The 23,925-nt window shown below is 71.6% G+C and carries 23 protein-coding genes; 10 read left to right on the top strand and 13 right to left on the bottom strand.

Translation table 11 applies throughout. The features are described 5' to 3' along the window. The first annotated feature begins 3 nt into the window (after positions 1 to 3). Positions 4 to 1,242, top strand: coding sequence for an MFS transporter (locus IE124_RS04330; protein ID WP_189505533.1), 1,239 nt, complete (start codon positions 4 to 6; stop codon positions 1,240 to 1,242). On the opposite strand, the gene glgX is transcribed toward IE124_RS04330, so the two are convergent. Beyond that, positions 1,211 to 3,331 (bottom strand): glycogen debranching protein GlgX, encoded by a 2,121-nt coding sequence (glgX, locus tag IE124_RS04335; protein WP_189505002.1) that lies wholly within the window; start codon positions 3,329 to 3,331, stop codon positions 1,211 to 1,213. The two genes, IE124_RS04330 and glgX, sit on opposite strands and share 32 nt — an antisense overlap. Positions 3,332 to 3,469: 138 nt before the next feature. On the opposite strand from glgX, the gene IE124_RS04340 reads away from it, so the two are divergent. The 4 genes from IE124_RS04340 to IE124_RS04355 all read left to right on the top strand — a co-directional run bounded on the left by IE124_RS04340 (position 3,470) and on the right by IE124_RS04355 (position 8,078). After that, the gene (locus tag IE124_RS04340) at positions 3,470 to 4,366 is read left to right on the top strand and encodes a Tat pathway signal sequence domain protein (protein WP_306432379.1); all 897 of its coding nucleotides are present in this window, start codon (positions 3,470 to 3,472) and stop codon (positions 4,364 to 4,366) included. A 59-nt stretch (positions 4,367 to 4,425) separates the two neighbouring features. Next, positions 4,426 to 5,757 (top strand): copper amine oxidase, encoded by a 1,332-nt coding sequence (locus IE124_RS04345; protein WP_189505004.1) that lies wholly within the window; start codon positions 4,426 to 4,428, stop codon positions 5,755 to 5,757. 113 nt (positions 5,758 to 5,870) lie between these two features. Beyond that, positions 5,871 to 7,175 (top strand): DUF5919 domain-containing protein, encoded by a 1,305-nt coding sequence (locus IE124_RS04350; protein WP_189505006.1) that lies wholly within the window; start codon positions 5,871 to 5,873, stop codon positions 7,173 to 7,175. 177 nt (positions 7,176 to 7,352) lie between these two features. Continuing rightward, on the top strand, positions 7,353 to 8,078 hold the full coding sequence (locus tag IE124_RS04355; RefSeq protein WP_189505008.1) for a 3'-5' exonuclease: 726 nt from the start codon (positions 7,353 to 7,355) through the stop codon (positions 8,076 to 8,078). Here IE124_RS04355 and IE124_RS04360 read toward each other — a convergent pair. Both IE124_RS04360 and IE124_RS04365 read right to left on the bottom strand, forming a co-directional pair. Next, on the bottom strand, positions 8,075 to 8,905 hold the full coding sequence (locus IE124_RS04360) for an alpha/beta fold hydrolase (RefSeq protein ID WP_189505010.1): 831 nt from the start codon (positions 8,903 to 8,905) through the stop codon (positions 8,075 to 8,077). The genes IE124_RS04355 and IE124_RS04360 overlap by 4 nt on opposite strands. Positions 8,906 to 8,962: 57 nt before the next feature. Next, positions 8,963 to 9,820, bottom strand: a complete 858-nt coding sequence (locus IE124_RS04365; protein WP_189505012.1) for a phosphotransferase enzyme family protein — start codon at positions 9,818 to 9,820, stop codon at positions 8,963 to 8,965. 170 nt (positions 9,821 to 9,990) lie between these two features. Between IE124_RS04365 and IE124_RS04370 the strand changes: the two genes are divergently transcribed. From IE124_RS04370 to IE124_RS04390, 5 genes are all read left to right on the top strand, one after another. Beyond that, a complete protein-coding gene (locus IE124_RS04370) occupies positions 9,991 to 10,935 on the top strand; it encodes a carbohydrate ABC transporter permease (protein ID WP_189505015.1) in 945 nt (314 codons plus the stop codon). Continuing rightward, complete coding sequence (locus IE124_RS04375; RefSeq protein WP_189505017.1) at positions 10,932 to 11,774, top strand: carbohydrate ABC transporter permease; 843 nt, start codon at positions 10,932 to 10,934, stop codon at positions 11,772 to 11,774. Before IE124_RS04370 ends, IE124_RS04375 begins: the two co-directional genes overlap by 4 nt. Continuing rightward, a complete protein-coding gene (locus tag IE124_RS04380; protein ID WP_189505019.1) occupies positions 11,771 to 13,078 on the top strand; it encodes an ABC transporter substrate-binding protein in 1,308 nt (435 codons plus the stop codon). The genes IE124_RS04375 and IE124_RS04380 overlap by 4 nt, the downstream gene beginning before the upstream one ends. Positions 13,079 to 13,220: 142 nt before the next feature. Beyond that, positions 13,221 to 13,775: a DUF1697 domain-containing protein gene (locus IE124_RS04385; RefSeq protein WP_189505021.1), complete on the top strand. Its 555-nt coding sequence runs from the start codon at positions 13,221 to 13,223 to the stop codon at positions 13,773 to 13,775. Between the two features lie 76 nt (positions 13,776 to 13,851). Further along, a complete protein-coding gene (locus IE124_RS04390) occupies positions 13,852 to 14,484 on the top strand; it encodes a mycothiol-dependent nitroreductase Rv2466c family protein (protein ID WP_189505023.1) in 633 nt (210 codons plus the stop codon). A gap of 21 nt (positions 14,485 to 14,505) precedes the next feature. On the opposite strand, the gene IE124_RS04395 is transcribed toward IE124_RS04390, so the two are convergent. The 10 genes from IE124_RS04395 to IE124_RS04440 all read right to left on the bottom strand — a co-directional run bounded on the left by IE124_RS04395 (position 14,506) and on the right by IE124_RS04440 (position 23,845). Further along, positions 14,506 to 15,252, bottom strand: a complete 747-nt coding sequence (locus IE124_RS04395) for a sirohydrochlorin chelatase (RefSeq protein ID WP_189505026.1) — start codon at positions 15,250 to 15,252, stop codon at positions 14,506 to 14,508. A gap of 8 nt (positions 15,253 to 15,260) precedes the next feature. Beyond that, on the bottom strand, positions 15,261 to 16,163 hold the full coding sequence (locus tag IE124_RS04400; RefSeq protein ID WP_189505028.1) for an ABC transporter permease: 903 nt from the start codon (positions 16,161 to 16,163) through the stop codon (positions 15,261 to 15,263). Beyond that, positions 16,150 to 16,944: an ABC transporter ATP-binding protein gene (locus tag IE124_RS04405; RefSeq protein ID WP_189505031.1), complete on the bottom strand. Its 795-nt coding sequence runs from the start codon at positions 16,942 to 16,944 to the stop codon at positions 16,150 to 16,152. Before IE124_RS04405 ends, IE124_RS04400 begins: the two co-directional genes overlap by 14 nt. Before the next feature lie 34 nt (positions 16,945 to 16,978). Then, positions 16,979 to 18,088 (bottom strand): aliphatic sulfonate ABC transporter substrate-binding protein, encoded by a 1,110-nt coding sequence (locus IE124_RS04410; RefSeq protein ID WP_189505032.1) that lies wholly within the window; start codon positions 18,086 to 18,088, stop codon positions 16,979 to 16,981. Positions 18,089 to 18,292: 204 nt separating this feature from the next. After that, positions 18,293 to 19,642, bottom strand: a complete 1,350-nt coding sequence (locus IE124_RS04415) for a sulfate adenylyltransferase subunit 1 (protein ID WP_189505034.1) — start codon at positions 19,640 to 19,642, stop codon at positions 18,293 to 18,295. Positions 19,643 to 19,644: 2 nt separating this feature from the next. Continuing rightward, complete coding sequence (cysD, locus tag IE124_RS04420; RefSeq protein WP_189505036.1) at positions 19,645 to 20,580, bottom strand: sulfate adenylyltransferase subunit CysD; 936 nt, start codon at positions 20,578 to 20,580, stop codon at positions 19,645 to 19,647. Beyond that, on the bottom strand, positions 20,577 to 21,167 hold the full coding sequence (gene cysC / locus IE124_RS04425) for an adenylyl-sulfate kinase (RefSeq protein WP_189505038.1): 591 nt from the start codon (positions 21,165 to 21,167) through the stop codon (positions 20,577 to 20,579). The genes cysD and cysC overlap by 4 nt, the downstream gene beginning before the upstream one ends. Then, positions 21,167 to 21,883 carry a phosphoadenylyl-sulfate reductase gene (locus tag IE124_RS04430; RefSeq protein WP_189505040.1) on the bottom strand — a complete coding sequence of 239 codons (717 nt, stop codon included), beginning with the start codon at positions 21,881 to 21,883 and terminating at the stop codon, positions 21,167 to 21,169. Before IE124_RS04430 ends, cysC begins: the two co-directional genes overlap by 1 nt. Then, positions 21,880 to 22,059, bottom strand: coding sequence for a hypothetical protein (locus IE124_RS04435; RefSeq protein ID WP_189505042.1), 180 nt, complete (start codon positions 22,057 to 22,059; stop codon positions 21,880 to 21,882). Before IE124_RS04435 ends, IE124_RS04430 begins: the two co-directional genes overlap by 4 nt. A gap of 88 nt (positions 22,060 to 22,147) precedes the next feature. After that, on the bottom strand, positions 22,148 to 23,845 hold the full coding sequence (locus IE124_RS04440; RefSeq protein WP_189505043.1) for a nitrite/sulfite reductase: 1,698 nt from the start codon (positions 23,843 to 23,845) through the stop codon (positions 22,148 to 22,150). Positions 23,846 to 23,925 lie beyond the last annotated feature (80 nt).

Genomic DNA, 23,925 nt, shown 5'->3' on the forward strand with positions numbered 1-23,925 from the left:
CGGATGTATCGCGACACGCTTTCCCTGCTCGGACCGGCCCTGCCGGTGATCTCCTTCCTCGGCCGGCTGCCCACCGCCATGTGTCAGCTCGGCAGCCTCCTCCTCGTCGCCGAGACCAGCGGCTCGCTCGCCACGGCCGGGCTCGCCGGCGGCGCGCTCGCCGCCGGACAGACCGTCGCCGGACCGGTCATCGGCCGACTCGCCGACCGGCACGGCCAGCGGGGGGTCGTCCTCGCCGCCTCCCTCGCCAACGCGGTCGCCGTCGCCGTCCTGGTCCTCGCCGCGCTCGCCCACGCGGGCACCGGCTGGCTCATGCTGGCCGGCGCTCTCGCCGGCGCCACCGTCCCCCAGATCGGGCCGCTCGCCCGGACCCGCGCGGTGGCCCTCGCCCGCCGCTCCGGGGCCCGCGACGAACGGACCGTCGGCGCGATCCTCTCCTTCGAGGGCACCCTCGACGAGGTGTCCTTCGTCCTCGGCCCGGCCCTCGTCGGACTCGCCGCCGCCCTCGCCCACCCCGCCGCCGCGCTCCTCACGGCCGCGCTCCTGCTCGCCGTCTGCGGCTCCGCCTTCGCCCTGCACCCCACCGCGGAGGTCACCGCGCCGGACCCGGGCCGGGCCACCCGTACGGACGCGGCCGAGCGGGCGCGGCTGCCCCGCTCCGCGTACGCGCTGCGCGGCACGATGGTCCTCCAGGGCGCGATGTTCGGCGCCTCCCAGGCGGGGATCACCGCCCTCACCGAGGAGCTCGGCGCGCCCGCACAGGCGGGGCTCGTCTACGCGGCGATGGGCGTGATGAGCGCGGCCGTCGGCCTCTCCCTCGCCGCGCTGCCCGCCCGCATCGGGCTCACGACCCGCTGGCGCGCGGCCACCGTCGCCCTCGTCGTCCTGTCCGTGCCGCTGCTCTTCGTCGGCTCGCTCGGCGCGCTGTACGCGGTCGTCATCGTCCTCGGCGCGGCCTACGCCCCGCACCTGATCACGGTCTTCGGGCTCACCGAGCAGACCGTGCCGGCCGCCCGGCTCGGCGAGTCCATGGCCTTCCTCACCAGCGGGATCGTCGCGGGCCAGGCCCTCGCCCTCGCCCTCTCCGGCCGGCTCGCCGAGAACCAAGGCGCCCCCGCCGCCTTCGCGGTGGCGGTGGGGGCGGCCGCGGCCTGCGCGGCGCTGTCCTGGTCGGTGCGGGTGACGGCCCCCGTCCATCCGGTACGGGAGCTCAGGCCGGCCGGCGCAGAACGGTCAGGCTGAGCGGCGCCAGCGTCACCCGCTCGCCGCCCGCGAGCTCCGGCCCCTCCTGCGGTGGCATGCCCTCCGGGTCGGAGGTGTCGACCACCATCCGCCAGTAGCGGCCGTGACTGTCCGGCACCACGAACTCCAACTCCTTCGCGGAGGCGTTGAACATCAGCAGGAAGGAGTCGTCGGCGATCCGCTCGCCCTGCGTCCCCGGCTCCGAGATGGCGTTGCCGTTGAGGAAGACCGTCAGCGCCTGGGCGTGGGCCGCCTGCCAGTCCCTCGACGTCATCTCCTCACCCTCGGGCGTGAACCAGGCGATGTCGGTCAGCTCGTCGTGGGTGCCCTCCACCGGCCGCCCGTGGAAGAAGCGGCGCCGCCGGAAGACCGGGTGTTCCCGGCGCAGGCGCACCATCGACCGGGTGAAGCGGAGCAGCGTGGCCTCGGCCTCGCTGTCCGCCTTCGGCCAGCGCACCCAGGACACCTCGTTGTCCTGGCAGTACGCGTTGTTGTTGCCGCCCTGCGTCCGCCCGAACTCGTCGCCGTGGCTCAGCATCGGCACGCCCTGCGAAAGCATCAGCGTGGCGAGGAAGTTGCGCATCTGGCGGGCGCGCAGCTCGGCGATCCCGACGTCCTCGGTCTCGCCCTCCTCGCCGCAGTTCCACGAGCGGTTGTAGCTCTCGCCGTCCCGATTGCCCTCACCGTTCGCCTCGTTGCGCTTCTCGTTGTACGAGACGAGGTCGCGCAGCGTGAAACCGTCGTGGCAGGTCACGAAGTTGACCGAGGCGAGCGGGCGGCGGCCGTCGTCCTGGTAGAGGTCCGACGAGCCCGTGAGCCGGGACGCGAACTCGGCGAGCGTGCGGGGCTCGCCCCGCCACAAGTCCCTGACACAGTCGCGGTACTTGCCGTTCCACTCGGTCCACAGCGGAGGGAAGTTGCCCACCTGGTAGCCGCCCTCGCCCACGTCCCAGGGCTCGGCGATCAGCTTCACCTGGCTCACCACCGGATCCTGCTGCACGAGGTCGAAGAACGAGGACAACCGGTCCACCTCGTGGAACTGCCGGGCCAGGGTGGCCGCCAGGTCGAAGCGGAAACCGTCCACGTGCATCTCGGTCACCCAGTACCGCAGGCTGTCCATGATGAGCTGGAGCACGTGCGGGGAGCGCATGAGCAGCGAGTTCCCCGTGCCCGTCGTGTCCATGTAGTAGCGGGGGTCGTCCGCGAGCCGGTAGTACGAGGGGTTGTCCAGGCCCCGCATGGAGAGCGTCGGGCCCAGGTGGTTGCCCTCGGCGGTGTGGTTGTAGACCACGTCGAGGATGACCTCGATGCCCGCCTTGTGCAGCGCCCGGACCGCCGACTTGAACTCCAGGACCTGCTGGCCCCGGTCGCCCCAGGACGCGTAGGCGTTGTGCGGGGCGAAGAAGCCGATCGTGTTGTAGCCCCAGTAGTTCGACAGCCCCGCGTCCACGAGCCGGTGATCGTTCACGAACTGGTGAACGGGCATCAGTTCCAGTGCCGTGACGCCGAGTTTCTTCAGATGGCCGATGACCGAGGGGTGCGCGAGCCCCGCGTAGGTCCCGCGCAGCTCCTCCGGGAGGTCCGGATGGAGCATCGTCAGGCCCTTCACATGGGCCTCGTAGATCACCGTGTGGTGGTACTCGGTGCGCGGGCGCCGGTCGTCGCCCCAGTCGAAGTACGGATTGACCACGACCGAGGTCATCGTGTCGGGGGCGGAGTCGAGGTCGTTGCGCGCGTCCGGCCGCCCGAAGGGATAGCCGTACACCGCCTCGCCCCAGCGGATCCGCCCCGAGACCGCCCGCGCGTAGGGGTCGATCAGCAGCTTCGCCGCGTTGCAGCGCAGCCCGCGCTCGGGGGCGTACGGGCCGTGGACCCTGAACCCGTACCGCTGACCCGGCATCACACCCGGCAGATAGGCGTGCCGGACGAAGGCGTCCGTCTCGCGCAGCTCCACCGCCGTCTCCGAGCCGTCGTCGTGAAGCAGACACAGCTCGATCCTGTGGGCGGCCTCCGAGAAGACCGCGAAGTTGGTTCCCGCTCCGTCATAGGTGGCGCCCAAGGGGTACGCCTGTCCCGGCCAGACCTGCATGGATACGACTCTTCCTCTTCTGTCCGGGTTTAGTGGGTGTTCTTCGGCCAGATCCTGCCCGAAAGAGGCGCAACCTCCTAGGACTTCGCCCCGTCCTACCGGGTGACCGCACATCAAGAGGGGGATAGAGGGGGAAGTGTGTACGAAATAGCGCGCCGCCACCTGGGGAAGGTGGTGGCCGGAGCGGCCATGGCGGTGACGGGAACCGCCGTCGCGGTCGCGATCAGCCTGCCGGGCAGCGCGGGAGCGAACGGCGCCGCGGGAACCGCCGGTACGGCGGGGGTCGCCGGCACCGCCGGCAGCGCCGGATCCGGCGGTACGTCGGCAGGGGGCGGATCGGCCGGCGCGACCGGCCAGGGCCAGGCCGGGACCGCGGCCGACGGCGCGGCCGAGGCCGGCGCCCAGGCGGCCGGCTCGCCGCCGCCCGCGACCGTGGCACCGGCCGCGGCCGAGGGGGACAAGGGCATCGGGAGCGACCCGCTCACCGACGACGAGCTCACCAGGGCCGAGGAGCTGGCGCTCACCCCGCCGGCCGCCGCAGCCCAGGAGAACGTCGAGGGAGGCCGGGGCCCGCAGCACCTGGGCACCGTCCTCGCCGACCCGCAGTCGGGCGACGACTCGCGCCGCGCCGAGGTCCGGTTCTACGACTACGCGAAGGACGAGCTCGTCACCCGTACCGTCAACCTCGGCACGGGCAAGGTCGAGAGGTCCGCGGCGCAGCGCGGGGTCCAGCCCTCCGCCCACCCCGAGGAGCTCCGCGAGGCCCTGGAGCTGATCCTCGCGAGCCCGCTCGGCAAGGGCGTCAAGGAGGACTACAAGGACGCCACGGGCAAGGAGCTCACCTCCACCGGGCAGCTGTGGTTCAACGGCGACGTCTACCGCCCCTACCGCGAGGCGAAGGTGCCCGCGCAGCTCAAGGAATGCGGCAAGCACCGCTGCGTCCGCCTCGTCACCAAGGTCCTCAACGGGGCCTGGATCGACAGCCGGAACCTGATCGTCGACCTCTCCGCGAGGACCGTCACGCGCGTCGGCTGACCAGCGCCGCCCACGGTCCTCCCGATCCACGACATCTCCGTACGAGGGAGTTCGTTCCCATGTCCACCCAGCGAACCACGCGAACCCGCCGGAAGGGCGCGGTCGTCACCGCGGCCGTCCTGCTCGGCACCGCCACGGCCGCCGCGGGACCCGCGACCGCCGCCCCGCCCCGCCCGTCGGCCCCGCCGCTGCCCACCGCCGCGCCGCGCCCGCCCGCCCAGCCCGCCTGCTCGGCCGCCTACCGCATCACGCAGAAGCTCGAGGGCGGCGCGGTCTGGAACATGTGCTGGCGCTACAACACCGACGCCGGGCTCACCCTCGACCGCGTCACCTACCAGGCCCCCGGTGCGGCGCCCGTCAAGGTCCTCACCAGCGCCCGGCTCGCCCAGATCCACGTGCCGTACGACGACGGCGTCGCCGAGTACGACGACCTCACCGGCGCCGGCTTCGGCTGGGGCCTGCAGAACCTCAAGCCCGCCGAGTGCCCCGGCGGCACCATCTCCACCGTCAAGGTGCCCGAGGTCGGTCAGGTCAAGGGCCTGTGCACCACGACCCGTGCGCGCGGCCACGCCTACCGCATGGCGGCCGACGGCGGCGACAAGGTCTACCAGGTGCAGGGCAAGGACCTGCTCGTCTACACGGTGAACAAGGTCGGCTGGTACGAGTACATCTCCGAGTGGCGCTTCTCCGCCGACGGCACCATCGGCGCCAACGTCGGTGCCACCGGCAGCCTTTCGCCCGTCGACTACAACGCGACCGACGGCCGCGGCTGGCCCATCGGCAAGGGCGCCCGCGCCTACGCCACCAGCCACGCCCACAACGTCTTCTGGAAGCTCGACTTCGGCCTCGACGGCTCCACCAAGGACCGGATCGAGCAGTTCGACTCCACCGTCACCGCGCCGCCCGCGACCGGCGGCGGACCGACCGTGAAGACGAAGCGCACCGTCGTCACCAAGGAACTCGCCGGCGACGCGAAGAACATGCGCTGGTGGCGGGTGGTCAGCGGCACCGGCAAGAACGCCGACGGCCACGCCCGTTCGTACGAGATCGTGCCCGGCCACACCGACACCCACGCCGGCCGCGGCTTCACCAAGCACGACGTGTACTTCACCCAGTCGCGGGCCTGCGAGCAGTTCGCGAGCAACAACATCGGCAACTGCGGGACCAACGCCGGTGACAGCGTGGACAAGTGGGTCAACGGCGAGACGCTGACCAAGCCCTCGGTGTGGGTCAACATCGGGTTCCACCACATCGCCCGGGACGAGGACCAGCAGCCGATGCCGGTCCACTGGCAGGGCTTCCAGCTCGCGCCCAGGGACCTTACCGCTATGAATCCGCTCACTCCGGCCGATCTCGCCTCCGAGAACGGGCAGCCCGATGCGGGTAGTTGAGCAAGGAGCCTGACGATCCTGCTGCACCGCCTCCCGCTCGCGGAGTACCCTTCCTTGATCGTTGTCGGAATGGTCGAAGAAGCGGGCTTCCAGGAGCAGAAGGCGGTGCGCGGGTGAGCTCGGGAGGTCTGGAGCTGCCCCCAGGTGACGCGGGTCACGAGGGGGGTCCGGCCGACCCCGCCGAGGCGCCGCCCGGCGCGGTCGTCCCGCCCGGCGCGGCGATCCCGCCGGGGACGGTCGTGCCGCCCGGGACGGTCTCCGTCGCCCGGCCGGTGGAGATCGGGGCGGAGCTCGACTGGGGCGTCGAGGCCTGGGGCGAGGTGCGCACCCGCGCCCAGCGCGCGGGGCGCGCCTACATCTGGCTCAACCTGGTCGAGCAGCGGCTGCGGGCCGTGGTCGCGGCCGTCCTGCGACCCGTGTACGAACCCGTGCACGGCGAGGAGTGGGTCGTGGCGGCGGCCGGTCCCGCCGGCCAGGAATGGGTGCAGCGGGCGGTCGCCGTCCGCGAGGTCTCCCGGCGCAAGGGCTACCTGCTCGACCCGGCCGACGACAACGTCCTGAGCTTCCTCACGCTGCCGCAGCTGCGCGAGCTGATGGTGCAGCACTGGCCCTGCTTCGAGCCCTACTTCGACGACCGGCGCGAGGTCGAGCTCGCCCTGGACGAGCTGGAGGTCACGCGCAACGTGGTCTCCCGCAACCGGGCGCTGTCGCTGACCGTGCTCGCCCAGTCCGAGCGGGCCTCGGCCCGGCTCCTGGAGATCCTCGGCAGCGGGGCCGGGGTACCGTCCGCCGACCGGCTGCCGGTGGACGCGGTCGAGGACCTCGTCGGCGACCGATACGCGGATGTGGTCTCCGTCCACCCCGACCGGGTGCGGCTCCAGCGGCAGCTGCCGGCCGAGGACCTCTTCGGCGGAGCCCGGCGCCTCGACGCAACCGGCATAGGCCTGAACCTCCTCGTGCAGAACTTCTCCGGCCGCCGCATGGTCCGGCTGGCGGAGTCCGGCTGCCGGACGCGGCTGCTCTTCCTCAACCCGGCGAGCAGCGCGGTCAAGCGGCGCGAGCGGGAACTCGGCCTCAAGAAGGGCGAGCTCAGCCGCTCCGTCGAGATGAACATCCTGCACATGCGGCGGGTGCGCTCGAAGCTGCGCGACCCGGGCGCCTTCCAGATCCACGTCTTCGACGAGACCCCGCGCTTCACCGCGTACCTGGTGGACGGCGACGGCCCGGACGGGGTGGGCGTCGTGCAGTCCTACCTGCGCAAGGCCCGCGGCATGGAGGCCCCGGTCCTCGTCCTGCGGGGCGGCGGGCGGAGCGTGGTGCGGCACGGCCAGCCGGGCGGCGACGGTGAACACGGACTTTTCGCGACATACCGGGAGGAGTTCGAGTCGGTGTGGCTCGACTCCCGGCCGGTCTCCTGAGCGGTCTCCGGACCGGATTCCGACCGCCTCTGACCGGTCGTCCGGCCGGTGTCCGGCCAGTCCGGCCGGTCCGTCCGGCCGGTCTCCGGACCTGTTCTGGACCGCCGCCGGAGGCGTTGTCAGTGGTGCGTGCGAGGGTGGTCACCACCACGGGGGAGATCACGTAAGGAGGACCCGATGGCCTGGCACGGCGACACGCTGGTCGGCTTCGACCTGGAGACGACCGGCACCGATCCGCTGGAGGCCCGTATCGTCACGGCCTCGATCATCGAGGTCGACGGCGGGGGAGACGTCGTCCGACGACGGGACTGGCTCGCCGATCCCGGCATCCGCATCCCGGAGCAGGCCTCCGCGATCCACGGCATCAGCACCGAGCGCGCCGCGGCCGAGGGCCGGCCGGTGCGGGAGGTCGCCGACGAGATCGCGAGGACCCTCGCCGCGTACTGGGAGGACGGCGTGCCGATCGTGGCGTACAACGCCTCCTTCGACCTCACCCTCCTCTCCGCCGAACTGCGCCGCCACGGGCTGCCCTCGCTGAGCGAGCGGCTCGGCGGCGTCGGGATCGGCCCGGTCGTCGACCCGTACACGATCGACCGGGCCGTCGACCGCTACCGGCGCGGCAAGCGGACCCTGGAAGCGGTCTGCGGGGAGTACGGCGTGGTCCTCGAAGCCGCCCACCAGGCCGCGGCCGACGCGCTCGCCGCCGTCCGGGTCGCCGTGGCGATAGCCGAGCGGCACCGCCAGGTGGCGGAGCTGGACCCGGCCGAGCTGCACGAGCGGCAGATCGCCTGGTACCGCGTCTGGGCCGAGGACTTCCAGGCCTTCCTGCGCCGCAAGGGAGACCCGGAAGCGGTCGTCGAATCCACCTGGCCCCTGCGCCCGGCGGTCCTGGCCGTCGGTTAGGAGTTCTCCTTGAAGAAGGAGAGCAGCAGCTCGTTGACCCTCTCCGGCTGGTCCAGCTGGAGCCAGTGGCCCGCCTCCTCGACGCGCTCGTAGCGCCAGGAGCCGGCGACGTACTCGCCCGTGCCCGACATCGAGCGCTCCGTGAGGAAGCGGTCGCCCGTCGACCAGAGGCCCATCACCGGGACCGACTCCGGCACCGGTGACAGCACCGGGTCAGGGCCGAACTGCACCTCCGGCGGGAGGCCGGCGCGGTAGATGTCCAGCGCCGCCGTCAGCGCGCCCGGCGCGCGCAGCGGTTCGAGGACGGACTCCGCGTCCGGGTGCTCGGCCAGCATCTCGCGGAAGTTGGCCCAGTCGTCCCGCAGGAGCCAATCCTCGGCCACCCCGGCCAGCTGGAACAGCACCATGTACCAGGACAGCTGCCGCTGCTTCCAGCCCGCCGCCCGGATCGCACCCAGGTGCCCCACCGACAGCAGGCTCAGGCTCCGCACCCGGTCCGGCGCGAACTGCGCGAGCCCCTGGGTGATGCCCGAGCCCCAGTCGTGGCCGACCAGATGGACCCGGTCGAGCTCCAGCCGGGCCAGCAGTTCGAGAAGGTCACGGACGTGCTTGCCCGGGTGGTACGCCTCCGGCCCGCCCTCGGGCCGGTCCGAGGCACCGAAGCCCCGCAGGGTGGGCGCGACACAGGAGAAGCCGGCCGCGGTCAGCGCCGGGATCTGACGGCGCCAGAGCTCGTGGCTGTCAGGGAAACCGTGCACCAGGAGGACGGCAGGCCCATCGCCGTCGACCCGGACGTCGAGCGTCACTTCGGAAAGCTCCACACGCATCACAACACCCCGTCCGACAGAGGGAATCCGGGCCGGTCGCCCGGCCCGGACATGATGTCAGAACGGGTACCAGCGAACCTCCGGGTCGCCGTCCCGCAGCGAGCGCACCCGCCTCTCGAACTCGGCCAGCGCCTTCGGGTTCGCCGGCGCGTGCTGGGCCACCCACGCACAGCTCGCGGTCTCCCGCGCGCCCCGCAGCACCGCGCACCCCTCCCACTCCCGGACGTCCCAGCCGTACGCCTCCGTGAAGGCGTCGTAGGCGGCCGGGTCGAGGCCGTAGCGGTCCCGGGAGAGCGCGAGCACCACGAGGTCGTGCTCGCGCAGGTCGGAGGAGAAGGTCTCCAGGTCCATCAGGACCGGACCGTCGGGTCCGACGAGCACGTTCCGGGGGAGGGCGTCGCCGTGGACAGGTCCCGGCGTCAGGTGCGGGGTGAGCGCGGCGGCCGCCGGGGCGAAGGCGTCGCGCCGCTCGCGGAGGAAGGCCGCGTCCGCCGGGTCGATCGCGTCGCCCGCGAGCCGCAGCCACCGCTCGACCCCGCCCAGCAGCTCGCGCCGGGGGAGCGTGAACCCCACCGGCTCGGGCAGGGCGTGCACCGCCCGCAGCAGCGGCGCGAGATCGCGGGGCTCCGCCGGGCGGACCGCGTCGGGCAGCCGGTGCCAGAAGGTGACCGGATGTCCGTCGACCAGCCGCGGCTTCTCCTCGGCGGCCCGCGGAGCCGGGACCCCCGCCGCCGCGAGCCAGCCGGCCAGCGCCATCTCCCGCTCGGCCCGCTCGAACACCTCGGCGTCCCTGCCGACCTTCACCACCAGGTCGTCCACGGCGAAGACCGCGTTCTCCCCCAGCGCCAGCAACCGCGCCTCCGAGACCGGCAGCCCCGCCGCCGCCAGGATCTCCCGCGCCCGCGCCTCGTCCATCGACCTCTCCCTACCTGTGCGTTTGAGCCAAAGTCTCGCACCCGCCCAGGTCGCCGCGCCGGTCGCCTTGACGGCCCCCCAACCCGTCAGGACCATGACGGGGTTCCTCACCGGCGGCGTGGTGGTCCCTCCGGACGCAGTCCGGGGGATGGCGGACGGGGGTCGGATCGATGAGCTCGGCGACCGCGACGAAGCGGCCGGGCGGGACGCGGACACCGCGGACCGTCCGCTCGTCACGCCCCCGGGGGCCCGACTTCGGCGCCTGGTTCCTGGTGCTCCCCGCACTCCTGCCGATCCTCGTCCTCAGCGTCGGCCCGCTGCTCTACGGCATCGCGCTCGCCTTCACCGACGCCCAGTCCGGCCGCACCCAGGCCACCCGCTGGATCGGCACCCTCAACTTCCAGGACCTGCTGCACGACACCCTCTTCTGGGACTCCTTCCGCATCGGCCTGCTCTGGGCCGTCGGGGTCACCGTCCCGCAGTTCCTGCTGGCCCTCGGCCTCGCCCTCCTCCTCAACGAGAAGCTCCGCTTCCGCTGGCTGGCGAGGGCCCTCGCGATCGTCCCCTGGGCGATGCCCGAGGTCGTCGTCGGCATCATGTGGCGGCTCGTCTACAACCCCGACGCCGGCATCCTCAACGAGACCCTCCGCGACCTCGGCCTCGGCCAGGGCCACGACTGGCTCTCCGGCCTCGCCACCGCCCTCCCCGCCGTCGTCCTCGTCGGCATCTGGGCCGGCATGCCGCAGACCACCGTCGCCCTGCTCGCCGGACTCCAGAACACCCCGCGCGAACTCCACGAGGCGGCCGCCCTCGACGGCGCCGGCGCCTGGCGCCGCTTCCGCACCGTCACCTGGCCCGCGCTGAGACCCGTGGCCCTCGCGATCACCGCGCTCAACCTCATCTGGAACTTCAACTCCTTCGCCCTGGTCTACGTCCTGACCAGCGGCGGACCGGGTGGCCGGACCCGGCTCCCGATGCTCTTCGCCTACGAAGAGGCCTTCCGGTACGGGCAGTTCGGCTACGCCGCCGCGATGGGCTGCGTGATGGTCGCCGCCGTGTCGGTGCTCATCGCGCTCTCCCTCGTACGCCGGCTGAAAGGGGACCAGGACCGGTGAGCGCCCTCCGGACGAGCAGACCCGCGCGGATCGGCCAGTACCTCGCCCTCCTCGCCTATCTGGTCTTCCTCGCCTTCCCCTTCCTCTGGCTGGTCTCCACCGCCTTCAAGCCCGCCCCCGAGCTGGCCTCGCTCCACCCCACCTGGATCCCCGAGGAACCGACCCTCGCCAACTTCCGACAGGCCTTCGACGAGCAGCCGCTGCTCAGGGCGGCCGGGAACAGCCTGGTCGCCGCGCTCGCCGCGGCCCTGATCGCCGTCCTCATCGCGACCCCGCTCGCCTACGTCACCGCCCGCCACCGGGGCCGGCTCGCGACCGCGGCCACCGGCTGGGTCGTGATCAGCCAGGCCTTCCCCTTCGTCCTGGTGATCATCCCGCTCTTCCTGATCCTCAAGAACCTGCATCTGATCAACAGCGTCCCCGGCCTCGTCATGGTCTACGTGGTGTGGTCGCTGCCCTTCGCGCTCTGGATGCTCATGGGGTACGTCAGGGCCGTGCCCGCCGAACTGGAGGAGGCCGCGGCCGTCGACGGCGCCGGCCGGCTCCGTACCCTCGTCTCCGTCACCGCCCCGCTGCTCGCCCCCGGCATCGTCGCCACCGCCCTCTTCGCCTTCGTCACCGCCTGGAACGAGTTCTTCTTCGCGCTCGTCCTGCTCAAGACCCCCGAGAAACAGACGCTGCCCGTCGTCCTCACCCACTTCCTCGGTGCCGAGGGCGTCGCCGACCTCGGCCCGCTGGCCGCCGCGGCCTTCCTCGCCACCCTGCCCTCCCTCGTCGTCTTCGCCGTCCTCCAACGCCGCATCGCCGGCGGCATGCTCGCCGGGGCGGTGAAGTCATGAGGCGACGGCTCCCCACCACCCTCACCGGCCTCACCGCCGCCCTCGCCCTGCTCCTCACCGGCTGCGCCGGCGGCGACGGGCACCCCGACGACGGCGTCGTACGACTCCGCTTCCAGTCGCTCGCCTGGCAGAAGGAGTCCGTCGACGCCAACAAGCAGCTCGTCGCGGAGTGGAACGCCGCCCACCCGAAGGTCCAGGTCGACTACGTCCAGGGCAGCTGGGACTCCGTCCACGACCAGCTCCTCACCTCCTTCGAGGGCGGTGAGGCGCCGGACATCATCCACGACGCCTCCGACGACCTGGCCGACTTCGCCTACGGCGGCGACCTCGCCGACCTGCGCCCGCTGCTCCCCGAGCGGCTGCGCGCCGACATCCCCGCCCGCAGCTGGGAGACCACCACCTTCGGCGAGGGCGTCCACGGCATCCCGTTCCTCCAGGAACCGCGCATGATCATCGCCAACCGGAAGATCCTGGAGGCCTCCGGCGTCCGCATCCCCACCCCCGAGAAGCCCTGGAGCTGGAGCGAGTTCCGGCAGATCGCCCGCGACCTCACCACGGCCATGGGCCCCGGCCGGTACGCGGTCGCCTGGCCGCTCAAGGAGCCCGTCTCCGTCAGCCTCAACCTCGGCGTCTCGGCCGGCGGCGGCCTCTTCCACCGCGGCGCGGACGGCCGGGTCACCGTCGACTTCACCGAGGCCGACGCCATCGTCCCCGGCACGGTCCACGACCAGGTGGTCACCGACCGGACCGCCCCGCGCACGACCCTCGGCAGCGGCGGCTCCGACACCCTGCCCGGCTTCTTCGCCGGCAAGTACGCCATGGTCCCGCTGGGCTTCGCCTACCGGCAGCAGATCGCCCAGCAGGCCCCCAAGGGCTTCGCATGGACGGTGCTGCCCGCCCCCGCCGGGAGCGAGGGCCTCGCCCAGGGCGTCTCCCCGCAGACCCTGTCGATCGCCGAGGACAGCCCGTACAAGAAGGAGGCGATGGAGTTCCTCGACTTCTTCCTGCGGCCGGCGAACATGGTGCGGCTCGCGCGCGGCGACTGGATGCTGCCCACCGGCAGAGCCGCGCTCGCCGACCCCTCCCTGCGCACCGCCCGCGACGGATGGGCCGTCGGCGCCGAGGTCGCCGAGCGGCTGCGGCCCGCCCCCGCCCAGGGTGTGCGCGGCTATCCGGAATGGAAGGACAAGGTGGCGACGCCTGCCTTCCAGGAGTACTACAGCGGCGCCATCGACGGCGCCGAGCTCCGCAGAAGGCTGGTGGAGGACGGCAATCGGGTCCTCGCCCGCTATCAGCGCAAATGATGGATTCGTCATTACGAAACCTTGTTGAATAAGTCACAGATGAGTGAAGGGTCTTCTCCCGGATCACTTCCATCGGAGAGTGTTCGAACCGGCCACCGTGCCGCCCCCCACGAGGCGCGGTGGCCGCCCTAAGGTGAACCCCATGGCGAAGACATACGCGGCCCTTCTCCGCGGCATCAACGTGTCCGGACACCGCAAGGTCCCCATGGCGGAGCTCCGTTCCGTCCTGGAGGACCTCGGCCACCGGGACGTCCGCACCTACCTCCAGAGCGGGAACGCCGTCTTCACCACGGACTCGGCCGCCTCCGACGCCGAGCTCACCACCGCGCTGGAGGACGCGATCGAGGCCCGCTTCGGCTTCCGCGTCGACTGCCTCGTCCGCGACGGCGACTACCTCGCGGCCGTCGCCGAGGCCTGCCCCTTCCCAGCCGCCGAACTCGAAGGCAAGCAGCTCCACGCGATCTACTACTCGGGACCCGCCGAGCCCGATCGCTTCGCCGCGATCGACCGGGAGGCGTACCTCCCGGAGGATTTCGCCCTCGGCGACCGCGTGCTCTACCTCTACGTCCCCGAGGGCCTCGGCCGGTCCAAGCTGGGCGACGTGCTGTCCCGCCCGTCGGTGGTGAAGGGGCTCGTGGCCACGGCCCGGAACTGGAACACCGTGGTCAAGCTCGTCGAGATGACCCACGAGGACTGAAGGCGCGAAGTGGCCCAGCCGGCCGACTGCCGATTGGCCCAGGCCGACGGGCCACCCGCTGGCTAGATTCGGTCATATGACGAGCACCGCGACCGCCACCGGACCCCGCACCACCGTCGACTTCTACTTCGACCCCGCCTGCCCCTTCGCCTGGATCACCTCCCGCTGGATCCTGGAGGTCGAACGCCACCGGCCCGTCGACCTCCGCTTCAAGGTGATGAGCCTGTACTTCCACAACGAGGGCAACACCCTGCCCGACTGGTACCGCGCACTCGTCGACGCCTCGATCGGCCCGGTGCGCGTGGCGGCCGCCGCTGCCGAGCAGCACGGCGAGGAGATCCTGCGCCCGCTCTACACCGCGTACGGAACCCGCATCCACGAGAAGAAGCAGAAGGACTTCGACGCCGTGATCGCCGAGTCCCTCACCGAACTCGGCCTCCCGCCCGAACTCGCCGCCGCGGCCCACGACCCGGCCCACGACGAGACCGTCCGCCGCAGCCACGACGCGGGCAAGGACCCCGAGGCCGGAGCGTACGTGGGAACCCCGACGATCCACGTCGACGGCACCGTCTGGTTCGGCCCTGTCCTCCGCGCCGTCCCGCGCGGCGAGAAGGCCGCCGAGCTCTTCGACAGCTTCCGCGTCCTGGCCGCCCACCCCGACCTCTTCGAACTGAAGAGGACCCGCACGGGTGGGCTCGACTTCAGCTGACCCGAGCGGCCGACGGGGTCGCTAGCCGGCCGCTGCGGTCAGGTACTCCGAGGCACGCACCGCGCCCTCGTACCGCTCCACGAGGAGCGCCGCCAGTTCGGGCGACGGGCCCAGGACGTCCGCCAGGACGTCCGCCTCGGCCGCGCCCGCCGCGATGCGGTCCGGGAGGCGGCCCGGGGCGATCACGTACGGGGCGACGGCCACCCGGCGCACCCCGGGGTCGGTACGGACGAGCCGGACCGCCTCCTCCGTGCGGGGGAGAGATGCGGAGGCGAACGCGGGCCGCACGGAGCACCAACCGGTGCGCCGCAGCTCCCGCGCCGTTTCTGCGATCACCGCGATCGCCTCCGGGTCGGTGGAGCCCGCCGAGGCCAGGACGACCCCGGTCGCGCTCTTGTCGCCGGGCCTGAGCCCGGCCTCGTACAGCCGCCGTTCCACCGCTGCGATGAGCAGGGGCGAGGGGCCGAGGACCTCCGCCTGCCGGATCCGCAGCGAGGGCGGGGCCTGCCGCAGGACGGCGGGGATGTCGGCCTTCGCGTGGAAGGCCCGGGTCAGCAGCAGCGGCAGCGCCACCACGTCCCGTACCCCCTCGGCGGCGAGCCGGTCGAGGACCCCCGCCACCGACGGCAGGTTGAAGTCCAGGAACGCCGTCTCCACGCGCAGCCCCGGCCGCAGCGAGCCCGCCCGGCGCACGAGCGCCTGGACGGTCGCCGCGTGCCGCGGGTCGCGGCTGCCGTGGGCGATGACGAGGAGGGAGGGCCTGTTCACGGTGCGGCTCAGCCCTTCGCGAGCAGGCCGCGGCGGCGCAGCACCGCGCGCTCCAGCGGGCTGAAGATCAGCAGGTCGATGGCGATGCCGACGATCAGGATCAGGATGATCGCCAGGAAGATGCCCGCCATGTCGATGTTGTTGCGGCCGTTCTCCAGGAGCTGGCCGAGGCCGAGTCCCAGGTCGGGCGAGGAGGCGATGATCTCCGCGGCCATCAGCGAGCGCCACGAGAACGCCCAGCCCTGCTTGAGGCCGGCGAGGTAGCCGGGCAGTGCGGCCGGCATGACGATGTACCAGGCGCCCTTGAGACCGGTCGCGCCGAGCGTCTGGCCGGCCCGCAGGTAGAGCGGCGGGACCTGGTCGACGCCCGCGACGAGGCCGTTGGCGATCGACGGGACGGCGCCGAGCAGGATGACCGCGAACATCATGCTGTCGTTCAGGCCGAGCCAGAGCACCGCCGGTGCCACCCAGGCCACCGAGGGCAGCGACTGGAGGCCGGAGAGGATCGGGCCGATCGCCGCGCGCACGAACTTCACCCGGGAGACCAGCAGTCCCAGCGGGGTGCCGATGGCGAGCGCCATGAGGAAGCCGAGCAGGGCCCGGGACACGCTGGTCCACAGGACTTCGAGGAGCGTGCCCTCCAGCCACATCGTGGTCAGGCTGTCCCAGACCGCGGACGGGGCGGGGAGCTTGTACTCGTCGGTGACCTTGCCCCAGACCAGCAGCTGCCACACGACCAGGATCAGCGCGACCGCGATGACCGGCGGGAACACCTTCTTGAGGAGGACCTCACGGACCGGGGTCCGCCGGATCTGCACGCTGTCCAGGGCGTCCAGACCGGCTTCCAGGCCGGCCAGGTCGTCGGCCTTCCCCGTCTTGGGGGCCTTAGGAGTGGTGTCAGTGCTGGCCATGACGGCGGATCTCCCCACGCAGGTGCTCGGTGATCTCGAGGGACAGCTCCGCGACGTCGGAGTCCTCGATGCGGCGCGGCTGCGGGATGTCGATCTTCCACTCGTGGGCGATCCGGCCGGGCCGGGACGAGAGGAGGACGACGCGCTCGGCCAGCCGCACGGCCTCGCGGACGTTGTGGGTGACGAAGAGCACCGACACGTTCGTCTCCCGCCAGATCCGGGTCAGCTCGTCGTGCAGCACGTCCCGGGTGATGGCGTCGAGCGCGGCGAACGGCTCGTCCATGAGGAGCAGGTCGCTGTCCTGGGCGAGCGCGCGCGCCAGGGCGACCCGCTGGCGCATGCCGCCGGACAGCTCGTGGACCCGCTTGCCGTACGAGCCGCCGAGCCGCACGAGGTCGAGCAGCCGCTCGGCCTCCCCGCGCCGCTCGGCCTTGGGCACCCCGCGCAGCCGCAGGGCCAGTTCGATGTTCTTGCCCGCGGTCAGCCACGGGAAGAGGGCGTGCTCCTGGAACATCAGGGCCGGCCGGCCGCCGGGGGTCTCGATGGACCCCGCGGACGGCCGGTCGAGTCCGGCGACCAGGTTGAGCAGTGTGGACTTGCCGCAGCCCGAGGCACCCAGGAGGGTGACGAACTCGCCGGGGGCGACATCGAGAGAGATGTCGTCGAGGACGAGCTGCCCGCCGGCGGGTCCGGCGAAGGACTTGGAGACATGCTCGATGCGGGCGGCATGGGTCACCGCCGCACGGTCCTCGGCCTTGGCGAGCGTCGCGGTCGTGGCCATGGTCGTCACCTCCTGGGAATGAGCTGCGGGCTGGTTACTTCGCGCCGAGACCGGCGTCGGACACCTCGGGCCGGCCCGCGGCCTTCAGGACCTGGTTGAGCGGCTTCAGGTCGTAGATGCCGGTGAGCTCGGGCTTCTCCAGGAGACCCGCCTTCACCGCGTGGTCGGCCTGCGCCTGCAGGGTGGCCGCCAGCGGGTCGTTGGTGAACTGGATCGACGGCCACGCGGCGTCGATCACCTTGTCACCCAGAGCCTTGCCCGAGAGACCCTTCAGCTTGGCGTTGGCCGAGGCCTTCGCCTTGTCCGGGTTGGCGTTGATCCACTCGTTGGTCTTCACCGCGCCGCGCAGGAAGGCCTCGACGACGTCCGGGTGGGCCTTGAGGAACTTCTGCGACACGATGATGTTCGTGATGACGAACTTCTTGTCCGGCCACAGGTCGGACTCGTCGAGCAGCACCTTCGCACCGTCGCTGACCAGCTTGGACGCGGTCGGCTCGGGCACCCAGGCACCGTCGATGGCGCCGGAGGCGTAGGCGTTCGGCGTCACCTTGTTGTCCGTGCGGACCACCGAGACGTCGCCCTTGCCGCTCTGGGCGTCGACCTTCCAGCCCTTCTCGGAGATCCAGTTGAGGAAGGCCACGTCCTGCGTGTTACCGAGCTGCGGCGTGGCGATCTTCTTGCCCTTGAGGTCGTCGAGCGTCTTGACCTTCGCCGGGTTCACCACGAGCTTCACGCCGCCGGAGGCCGAGCCGCCGATGATGCGGAGGTTGGAGCCCTTGGTCTTGACGTAGCCGTTGATGGACGGCGACGGGCCGATGAAGCCGATGTCGATCGAGTCGGCGTTCAGCGCCTCGATCTCGGACGGACCGGCGTTGAAGGTGGTGGGCACCAACTTCGTGCCACCCAGCTCCTTCTGGAGGATGCCCTCCTGGTCACCGACGAGCGCGGTGGCGTGCGTGAGATTGGGGAAGTACCCGAGCCGTACGGTGTCGGCGGAGAGCTTCTCGCCCTCGGCGGCCACCTTCTTCTCGTCGTTCTTGGCCTCGGAGCCGTATCCGCAGGAGGCGAGTGCGCCGATCAGCAGCGGCAGGGCGGCAGCGGCGGCGAGGCTGCGGCGCAGGGTGGTACGGGTGGTGGCAGGCACGGGAGGTGTCCCCTCGATGTCAACTTCTGCGAAGTCTGCGTTTATGTCGTTCGGGGTGGAGCGGGTGGAGCCGCGTCGCACCGCTCGCGCGGTGCGTGGAGGTCGACGCGCGACATCGCGCAACGCCTCCCTGGCCCGTGCCGAGGGTGCCGCCGCCCACGCGACCACCCTCCTTGGCGAAGGTGGCGTAGATGTCCTGGAACATCAGAAGTCCCACCCCTCCTCGTCCTCGACGACCGCGACGGCCTTGGCGGTGGCGAAGGACTCGCCCGCCATGCCCGCCGCGAGCGTGGTGCCGTCCGCCGGGTCGATCAGCAGGAAGGAACCGGTGCGGCGCGAGTCCGCGTACGCGTCGAGCGCGAGCGGCTCGGCGGTGCGTACGACGACCCGGCCGATGTCGTTGGCGACCAGCTGCCCGGGGTTCGGGTGCTGGGAGAGATCGTCCAGCGTCAACCGCGAGGGGATCTCCTTGACGATCGCCTTGACCGTGCGGGTCGTGTGCTTGAGCAGCACGCGCTGGCCCACGGCGAGCGGCTGGTCGGCCACGTGGCAGACCGTCGCCTCGACGTCCTGGCTGGTCGTCGGGGCGTCACCGACCGGGGCGAGCAGGTCGCCGCGCGAGATGTCGATGTCGTCGGTGAGCCGGATCGTGACCGACTGCGGGGCCCAGGCGATGTCCACGGACTCGCCGAGGGCGTCGATACCGCTGATCGTGGTGGTCTTCCCCGACGGCAGGACGGTGATCTGCTCGCCGACGCGGAAGGCGCCCGCCGCGATCTGACCGGCGTAACCCCGGTAGTCGGGGTGCTCGGCGGTCTGCGGGCGGATCACGTACTGGACCGGGAAGCGCGCGTGGCAGGCCGTCAGGTCGTGGCTGACCGGGACGGTCTCCAGGTGCTCCAGGACCGTCGGGCCGCCGTACCAGTCCATGTTCGCGGACGGCTCCACGACGTTGTCGCCGGCGAGCGCCGAGATCGGGATCGCGGTGATCTCCGGGACGCCGAGCTCGGAGGCGTACGTCGTGAACTCCTCGGCGATCGTGGCGAAGACGGGCTCCTGGTAGTCGACCAGGTCCATCTTGTTCACGGCCAGGACCACGTGCGGGACACGGAGCAGCGCGGCGACGGCGGCGTGCCGGCGGGTCTGCTCGACCACGCCGTTGCGGGCGTCGACCAGGACGACGGCCAGCTCGGCGGTGGAGGCGCCGGTGACCATGTTCCGGGTGTACTGCACGTGGCCCGGGGTGTCCGCGAGGATGAAGCGGCGGCGGGCGGTGGCGAAGTAGCGGTAGGCCACGTCGATCGTGATGCCCTGCTCACGCTCGGCCCGCAGGCCGTCGGTGAGGAGCGCCAGGTCGGGCGCCTCCTGGCCGCGCTTGATCGACGCGGCCTCGACGGCCTCCAGCTGGTCGGTGAGGACCGACTTGGAGTCGTGCAGGAGACGGCCCACCAGCGTGGACTTGCCGTCGTCGACGGAGCCGGCGGTGGCGAAGCGCAGCAGGGTGGTCGCCGAGACGTCGGCGAACTCGGCGAACTGGTCGGTCGTGTTCGTCATGGCTAGAAGTACCCTTCGCGCTTACGGTCTTCCATCGCGGCCTCGGACATCTTGTCGTCGGCGCGGGTCGCGCCCCGCTCGGTGAGGCGGGAGGCGGCGATCTCGGCGATGACGGCGTCCAGCGTGGTGGCGTCGGAGTCGACGGCACCGGTGCAGGACATGTCACCGACGGTGCGGTAGCGGATGAGCCGCTTCTCGACCGTCTCGGTGTCCTTCGGGCCGCCCCACTCGCCGGCGGTCAGCCACATGCCGCTGCGCGCGAAGACCTCGCGCTCGTGCGCGAAGTAGATCTCCGGCAGCTCGATGCCCTCGCGGGCGATGTACTGCCAGACGTCCAGCTCGGTCCAGTTGGAGAGCGGGAAGACCCGGACGTGCTCGCCGGGCGCGTGGCGGCCGTTGTAGAGCTGCCACAGCTCGGGGCGCTGACGGCGCGGGTCCCACTGCGAGAACTCGTCGCGCAGCGAGAACACCCGCTCCTTGGCGCGGGCCTTCTCCTCGTCGCGGCGGCCGCCGCCGAAGACCGCGTCGAAGCGGTGCTGCTGGATCGCCTCGGTCAGCGGGACGGTCTGGAGCGGGTTGCGGGTGCCGTCCGGGCGCTCGCGCAGCTTGCCCGCGTCGATGTACTCCTGCACGGAGGCGACGTGCAGCCGCAGCCCGTGCTCGGCCACGACCCGGTCGCGGTAGGCGAGGACCTCGGGGAAGTTGTGCCCGGTGTCGACGTGCAGCAGCGTGAAGGGGACCGGCGCCGGGGCGAAGGCCTTCAGCGCCAGGTGCAGCATGACGATGGAGTCCTTGCCGCCGGAGAAGAGGATCACCGGCCGCTCGAACTCGCCCGCCACCTCGCGGAAGATGTGGACGGCCTCCGACTCCAGGGAGTCGAGGTGCGACAGCGCGAACGGGCTGTCGGTCGCCTCGTGGGCATTCACGACGGTGGTCACAGCAGACCCCTCTCGGTGAGCAGCGCGTGGAGCTGCGCCGCGGACTCCTGCACGGTCTGGTTCTGGGACTCGATCCGGAGATCGGGCGTCTCGGGGGCTTCGTACGGGTCGTCGACGCCGGTCAGGCCGCTGATCTCGCCGGCGGCCTGCTTGGCGTAGAGGCCCTTGACGTCGCGGACCGAGCAGACCTCGACGGGGGTGGCCACGTGCACCTCGACGAAGGTGGTGCCCTCGGCGGCGTGGCGCTTGCGGACCGCCTCGCGGCTGTCGGCGTACGGGGCGATGACCGGCACCAGGACCTGCACGCCCTGGGAGGCGAGCAGTTCGGCGACGAAGCCGATGCGCTGCACGTTGGTGTGCCGGTCCTCGCGGGTGAAGCCGAGGCCCGCGGAGAGGAACTCGCGTATCTCGTCGCCGTCGAGGATCTCGACGCGGTGGCCCTCGTCGCGGAGGCGGCCGGCCAGCTCGTACGCGATGGTGGTCTTTCCGGCGCTCGGCAGGCCGGTGAGCCAGATGGTGGCACCGGTCACGTGGTTCTCCTGGGAGGTGTGGGAGGTCTCGGGGGAGGTCCGAGGGGTGGGGGTCATCAGCCGTGGAGCCCGCACTCGGTCTTGGTGCGGCCCGCCCAGCGTCCGGCGCGGGCGTCTTCGCCCTCCAGGACGCGACGGGTACAGGGGGCACACCCGACGGAGGCGTAACCGTCCGTCAGGAGAGGGTTGGTGAGGACCCCGTGCTCCATGACGTACGCGTCGACGTCGTCCTGCGTCCAGCGGGCGATGGGGGAGACCTTGACCTTCTGCCGCTTCTCGTCCCAGCCGACGACCGGGGTGTTCGCCCGGGTCGGGGACTCGTCGCGGCGCAGGCCGGTGGCCCAGGCGCTGTAGGCGGTCAGGCCCTCCTCCAGCGGCTTGACCTTGCGCAGCGCGCAGCACAGGTCGGGGTCGCGCTCGTGCAGCTTCGCCCCGTACTCGGCGTCCTGCTCGGCCACGGTCTGACGCGGCGTCAGAGTGATGACGTGGACGTCCATGACGGCGTCGACGGCGTCCCGGGTGCCGATGGTCTCCTCGAAGTGGTAGCCCGTGTCGAGGAAGACGACGTCCACGCCGGGCCGCACCCGCGAGGCGAGGTGGGCGACGACCGCGTCCTCCATGGAGGACGTGACGCAGAAGCGCGCGCCGAAGGTGTCCACGGCCCACCGGAGGATCTCCAGGGGCGAGGCGTCCTCCAGGTCGCGGCCGGCCTGCTCGGCGAGTGCCTTGAGGTCGGCCGCGGTGGCGTCCTGATCGATCTGGGTGACCGTCATATCGTTTCCCTCCCAGGGGTGTTGCCCGAAGTGCCCGGGGCGAGCAGCCCCAGGAACTTCAACTGGAAGGCCCGGCTGCACGCGGCGCATTCCCAGGCGCCGTGACCCTGCTCGTTCGGACGCAGGTCCTCGTCCCCGCAGTAGGGGCAGTGGAACGGTGCGGCACGCTCGCTCACAGTGCCTCCTTGTTCGCTTCTCCGCCCACGCGGCGCAGAGGTGCGGCCGTCATCGTCGGCTGCGGCCCGGCGGCCGCGTGTGCGTCGTTCACGACAGAGCCTCCTCGGAGGCGCGGGCCGTCCAGGTCGCGAACCGCTCGCCGTCCTCGCGCTCCGCCTGGAAGCGCTTGAGGACCCGCTCCACGTAGTCCGGGAGCTCGGCGGCGGTGACCTTGAGGCCACGGACCTTGCGGCCGAAGCCGGCCTCCAGGCCGAGTGCGCCGCCCAGGTGTACCTGGTAGCCCTCGACGCGGTTGCCCTCGTCGTCCAGGACCAGCTGGCCCTTGAGACCGATGTCCGCGACCTGGATACGGGCGCAGGCGTTCGGGCAGCCGTTGATGTTGATCGTCAGCGGCTCGTCGAAGTCCGGGACGCGGCGCTCCAGTTCGTCGATCAGGGAGGCGCCGCGCGCCTTCGTCTCGACGATCGCGAGCTTGCAGAACTCGATGCCGGTGCAGGCCATCGTGCCGCGCCGGAACGGCGTCGGGTTCACCCGCAGGTCCAGCGCCTCCAGGGCGGAGACCGCCGAGTCGAGCTGCGCCTCCTCGACGTCCAGGAGGATCATCTTCTGGTCCGCGGTCGTCCGCAGCCGGCCGGAGCCGTGCTCCTCGGCCAGCGCGGCGATCTTGGTCAGGGTGGTGCCGTCGACCCGGCCCACACGCGGGGCGAAGCCGATGTAGAAGCGGCCGTCCTTCTGCCGGTGCACGCCCATGTGGTCGCGCCACTGGCCGGCGGGCTGCTCGGGGGCGGGGCCGTCGGTCAGCTTCCGCTTCAGGTACTCGTCCTCCAGGACCTGGCGGAACTTCTCCGGGCCCCAGTCGGCGACGAGGAACTTCAGGCGGGCGCGGTTGCGCAGCCGGCGGTAGCCGTAGTCGCGGAAGATCGAGATGACGCCGGTGTAGACGTCCGGGACCTCGTCGAGCGAGACCCAGGTGCCGAGCCGGACACCGAGCTTGGGGTTGGTGGAGAGACCGCCGCCGACCCAGACGTCGAAGCCGGGGCCGTGCTCCGGGTGGTCCACGCCGACGAAGGCGATGTCGTTGATCTCGTGCGCCACGTCGAGCTGCGGTGAGCCGGAGACGGCGGACTTGAACTTGCGGGGCAGGTTGGAGAAGTCCTTGTTGCCCACGATCCGGCGGTAGATCTCGTCGATGGCGGGGGTGCCGTCGATGATCTCGTCCTCGGCGATCCCGGCGACGGGCGAGCCGAGGATGACGCGCGGGGTGTCGCCGCAGGCCTCGGTGGTCGACAGGCCGACCGCCTCCAGGCGGTTCCAGATCTCGGGGACGTCCTCGATGCGGATCCAGTGGTACTGGACGTTCTGCCGGTCGGTGATGTCGGCCGTGCCGCGGGCGAACTCCTCGGAGATCTCACCGATCACCCGGAGCTGCTGCGTGGTCAACCGGCCGCCGTCGATGCGGACCCGGAGCATGAAGTACTCGTCGTCCAGCTCCTCCGGCTCCAGGACACCGGTCTTGGTGCCGTCCAGGCCCTGCTTGCGCTGGGTGTAGAGACCCCACCAGCGCATGCGGCCGCGCAGGTCGTTGGGGTCGATCGAGTCGAAACCGCGCTTCGAGTAGATCGTCTCAATGCGTGTCCGCACATTGAGACCGTCGTCGTCCTTCTTGAACTGCTCATTGCCGTTCAGCGGGGTGAAGTGCCCCACGGCCCACTGACCCTCGCCACGGTGGCGCCCGGTCTTGCGGCGTGCGGCGGCGGGTGTGGGGTTTTCCGGGGTGGCGGCCATGGCGTTTTGTCCTTCGGGACTGCGAGAGGGCGGCTCTGACCTGCACACTCGCGCTGAGGTCAGAGGGTGGCGCGTCAGTG

The organism is Streptomyces narbonensis (genome assembly GCF_014649015.1).
In the GTDB taxonomy this organism is placed as follows: domain Bacteria; phylum Actinomycetota; class Actinomycetes; order Streptomycetales; family Streptomycetaceae; genus Streptomyces; species Streptomyces narbonensis.

Coding starts and splice junctions, on each gene's coding strand:
- IE124_RS04330 (WP_189505533.1), top strand. CDS start 4: ATGTATCGCGACACGCTTTCCCTGCTCGGACCGGCCCTGCCGGTGATC.
- glgX (WP_189505002.1), bottom strand. CDS start 3,331: ATGCAGGTCTGGCCGGGACAGGCGTACCCCTTGGGCGCCACCTATGAC.
- IE124_RS04345 (WP_189505004.1), top strand. CDS start 4,426: ATGTCCACCCAGCGAACCACGCGAACCCGCCGGAAGGGCGCGGTCGTC.
- IE124_RS04355 (WP_189505008.1), top strand. CDS start 7,353: ATGGCCTGGCACGGCGACACGCTGGTCGGCTTCGACCTGGAGACGACC.
- IE124_RS04360 (WP_189505010.1), bottom strand. CDS start 8,905: ATGCGTGTGGAGCTTTCCGAAGTGACGCTCGACGTCCGGGTCGACGGC.
- IE124_RS04365 (WP_189505012.1), bottom strand. CDS start 9,820: ATGGACGAGGCGCGGGCGCGGGAGATCCTGGCGGCGGCGGGGCTGCCG.
- IE124_RS04370 (WP_189505015.1), top strand. CDS start 9,991: ATGAGCTCGGCGACCGCGACGAAGCGGCCGGGCGGGACGCGGACACCG.
- IE124_RS04380 (WP_189505019.1), top strand. CDS start 11,771: ATGAGGCGACGGCTCCCCACCACCCTCACCGGCCTCACCGCCGCCCTC.
- IE124_RS04385 (WP_189505021.1), top strand. CDS start 13,221: ATGGCGAAGACATACGCGGCCCTTCTCCGCGGCATCAACGTGTCCGGA.
- IE124_RS04390 (WP_189505023.1), top strand. CDS start 13,852: ATGACGAGCACCGCGACCGCCACCGGACCCCGCACCACCGTCGACTTC.
- IE124_RS04400 (WP_189505028.1), bottom strand. CDS start 16,163: ATGGCCAGCACTGACACCACTCCTAAGGCCCCCAAGACGGGGAAGGCC.
- IE124_RS04405 (WP_189505031.1), bottom strand. CDS start 16,944: ATGGCCACGACCGCGACGCTCGCCAAGGCCGAGGACCGTGCGGCGGTG.
- IE124_RS04415 (WP_189505034.1), bottom strand. CDS start 19,642: ATGACGAACACGACCGACCAGTTCGCCGAGTTCGCCGACGTCTCGGCG.
- cysC (WP_189505038.1), bottom strand. CDS start 21,167: ATGACCCCCACCCCTCGGACCTCCCCCGAGACCTCCCACACCTCCCAG.
- IE124_RS04430 (WP_189505040.1), bottom strand. CDS start 21,883: ATGACGGTCACCCAGATCGATCAGGACGCCACCGCGGCCGACCTCAAG.
- IE124_RS04440 (WP_189505043.1), bottom strand. CDS start 23,845: ATGGCCGCCACCCCGGAAAACCCCACACCCGCCGCCGCACGCCGCAAG.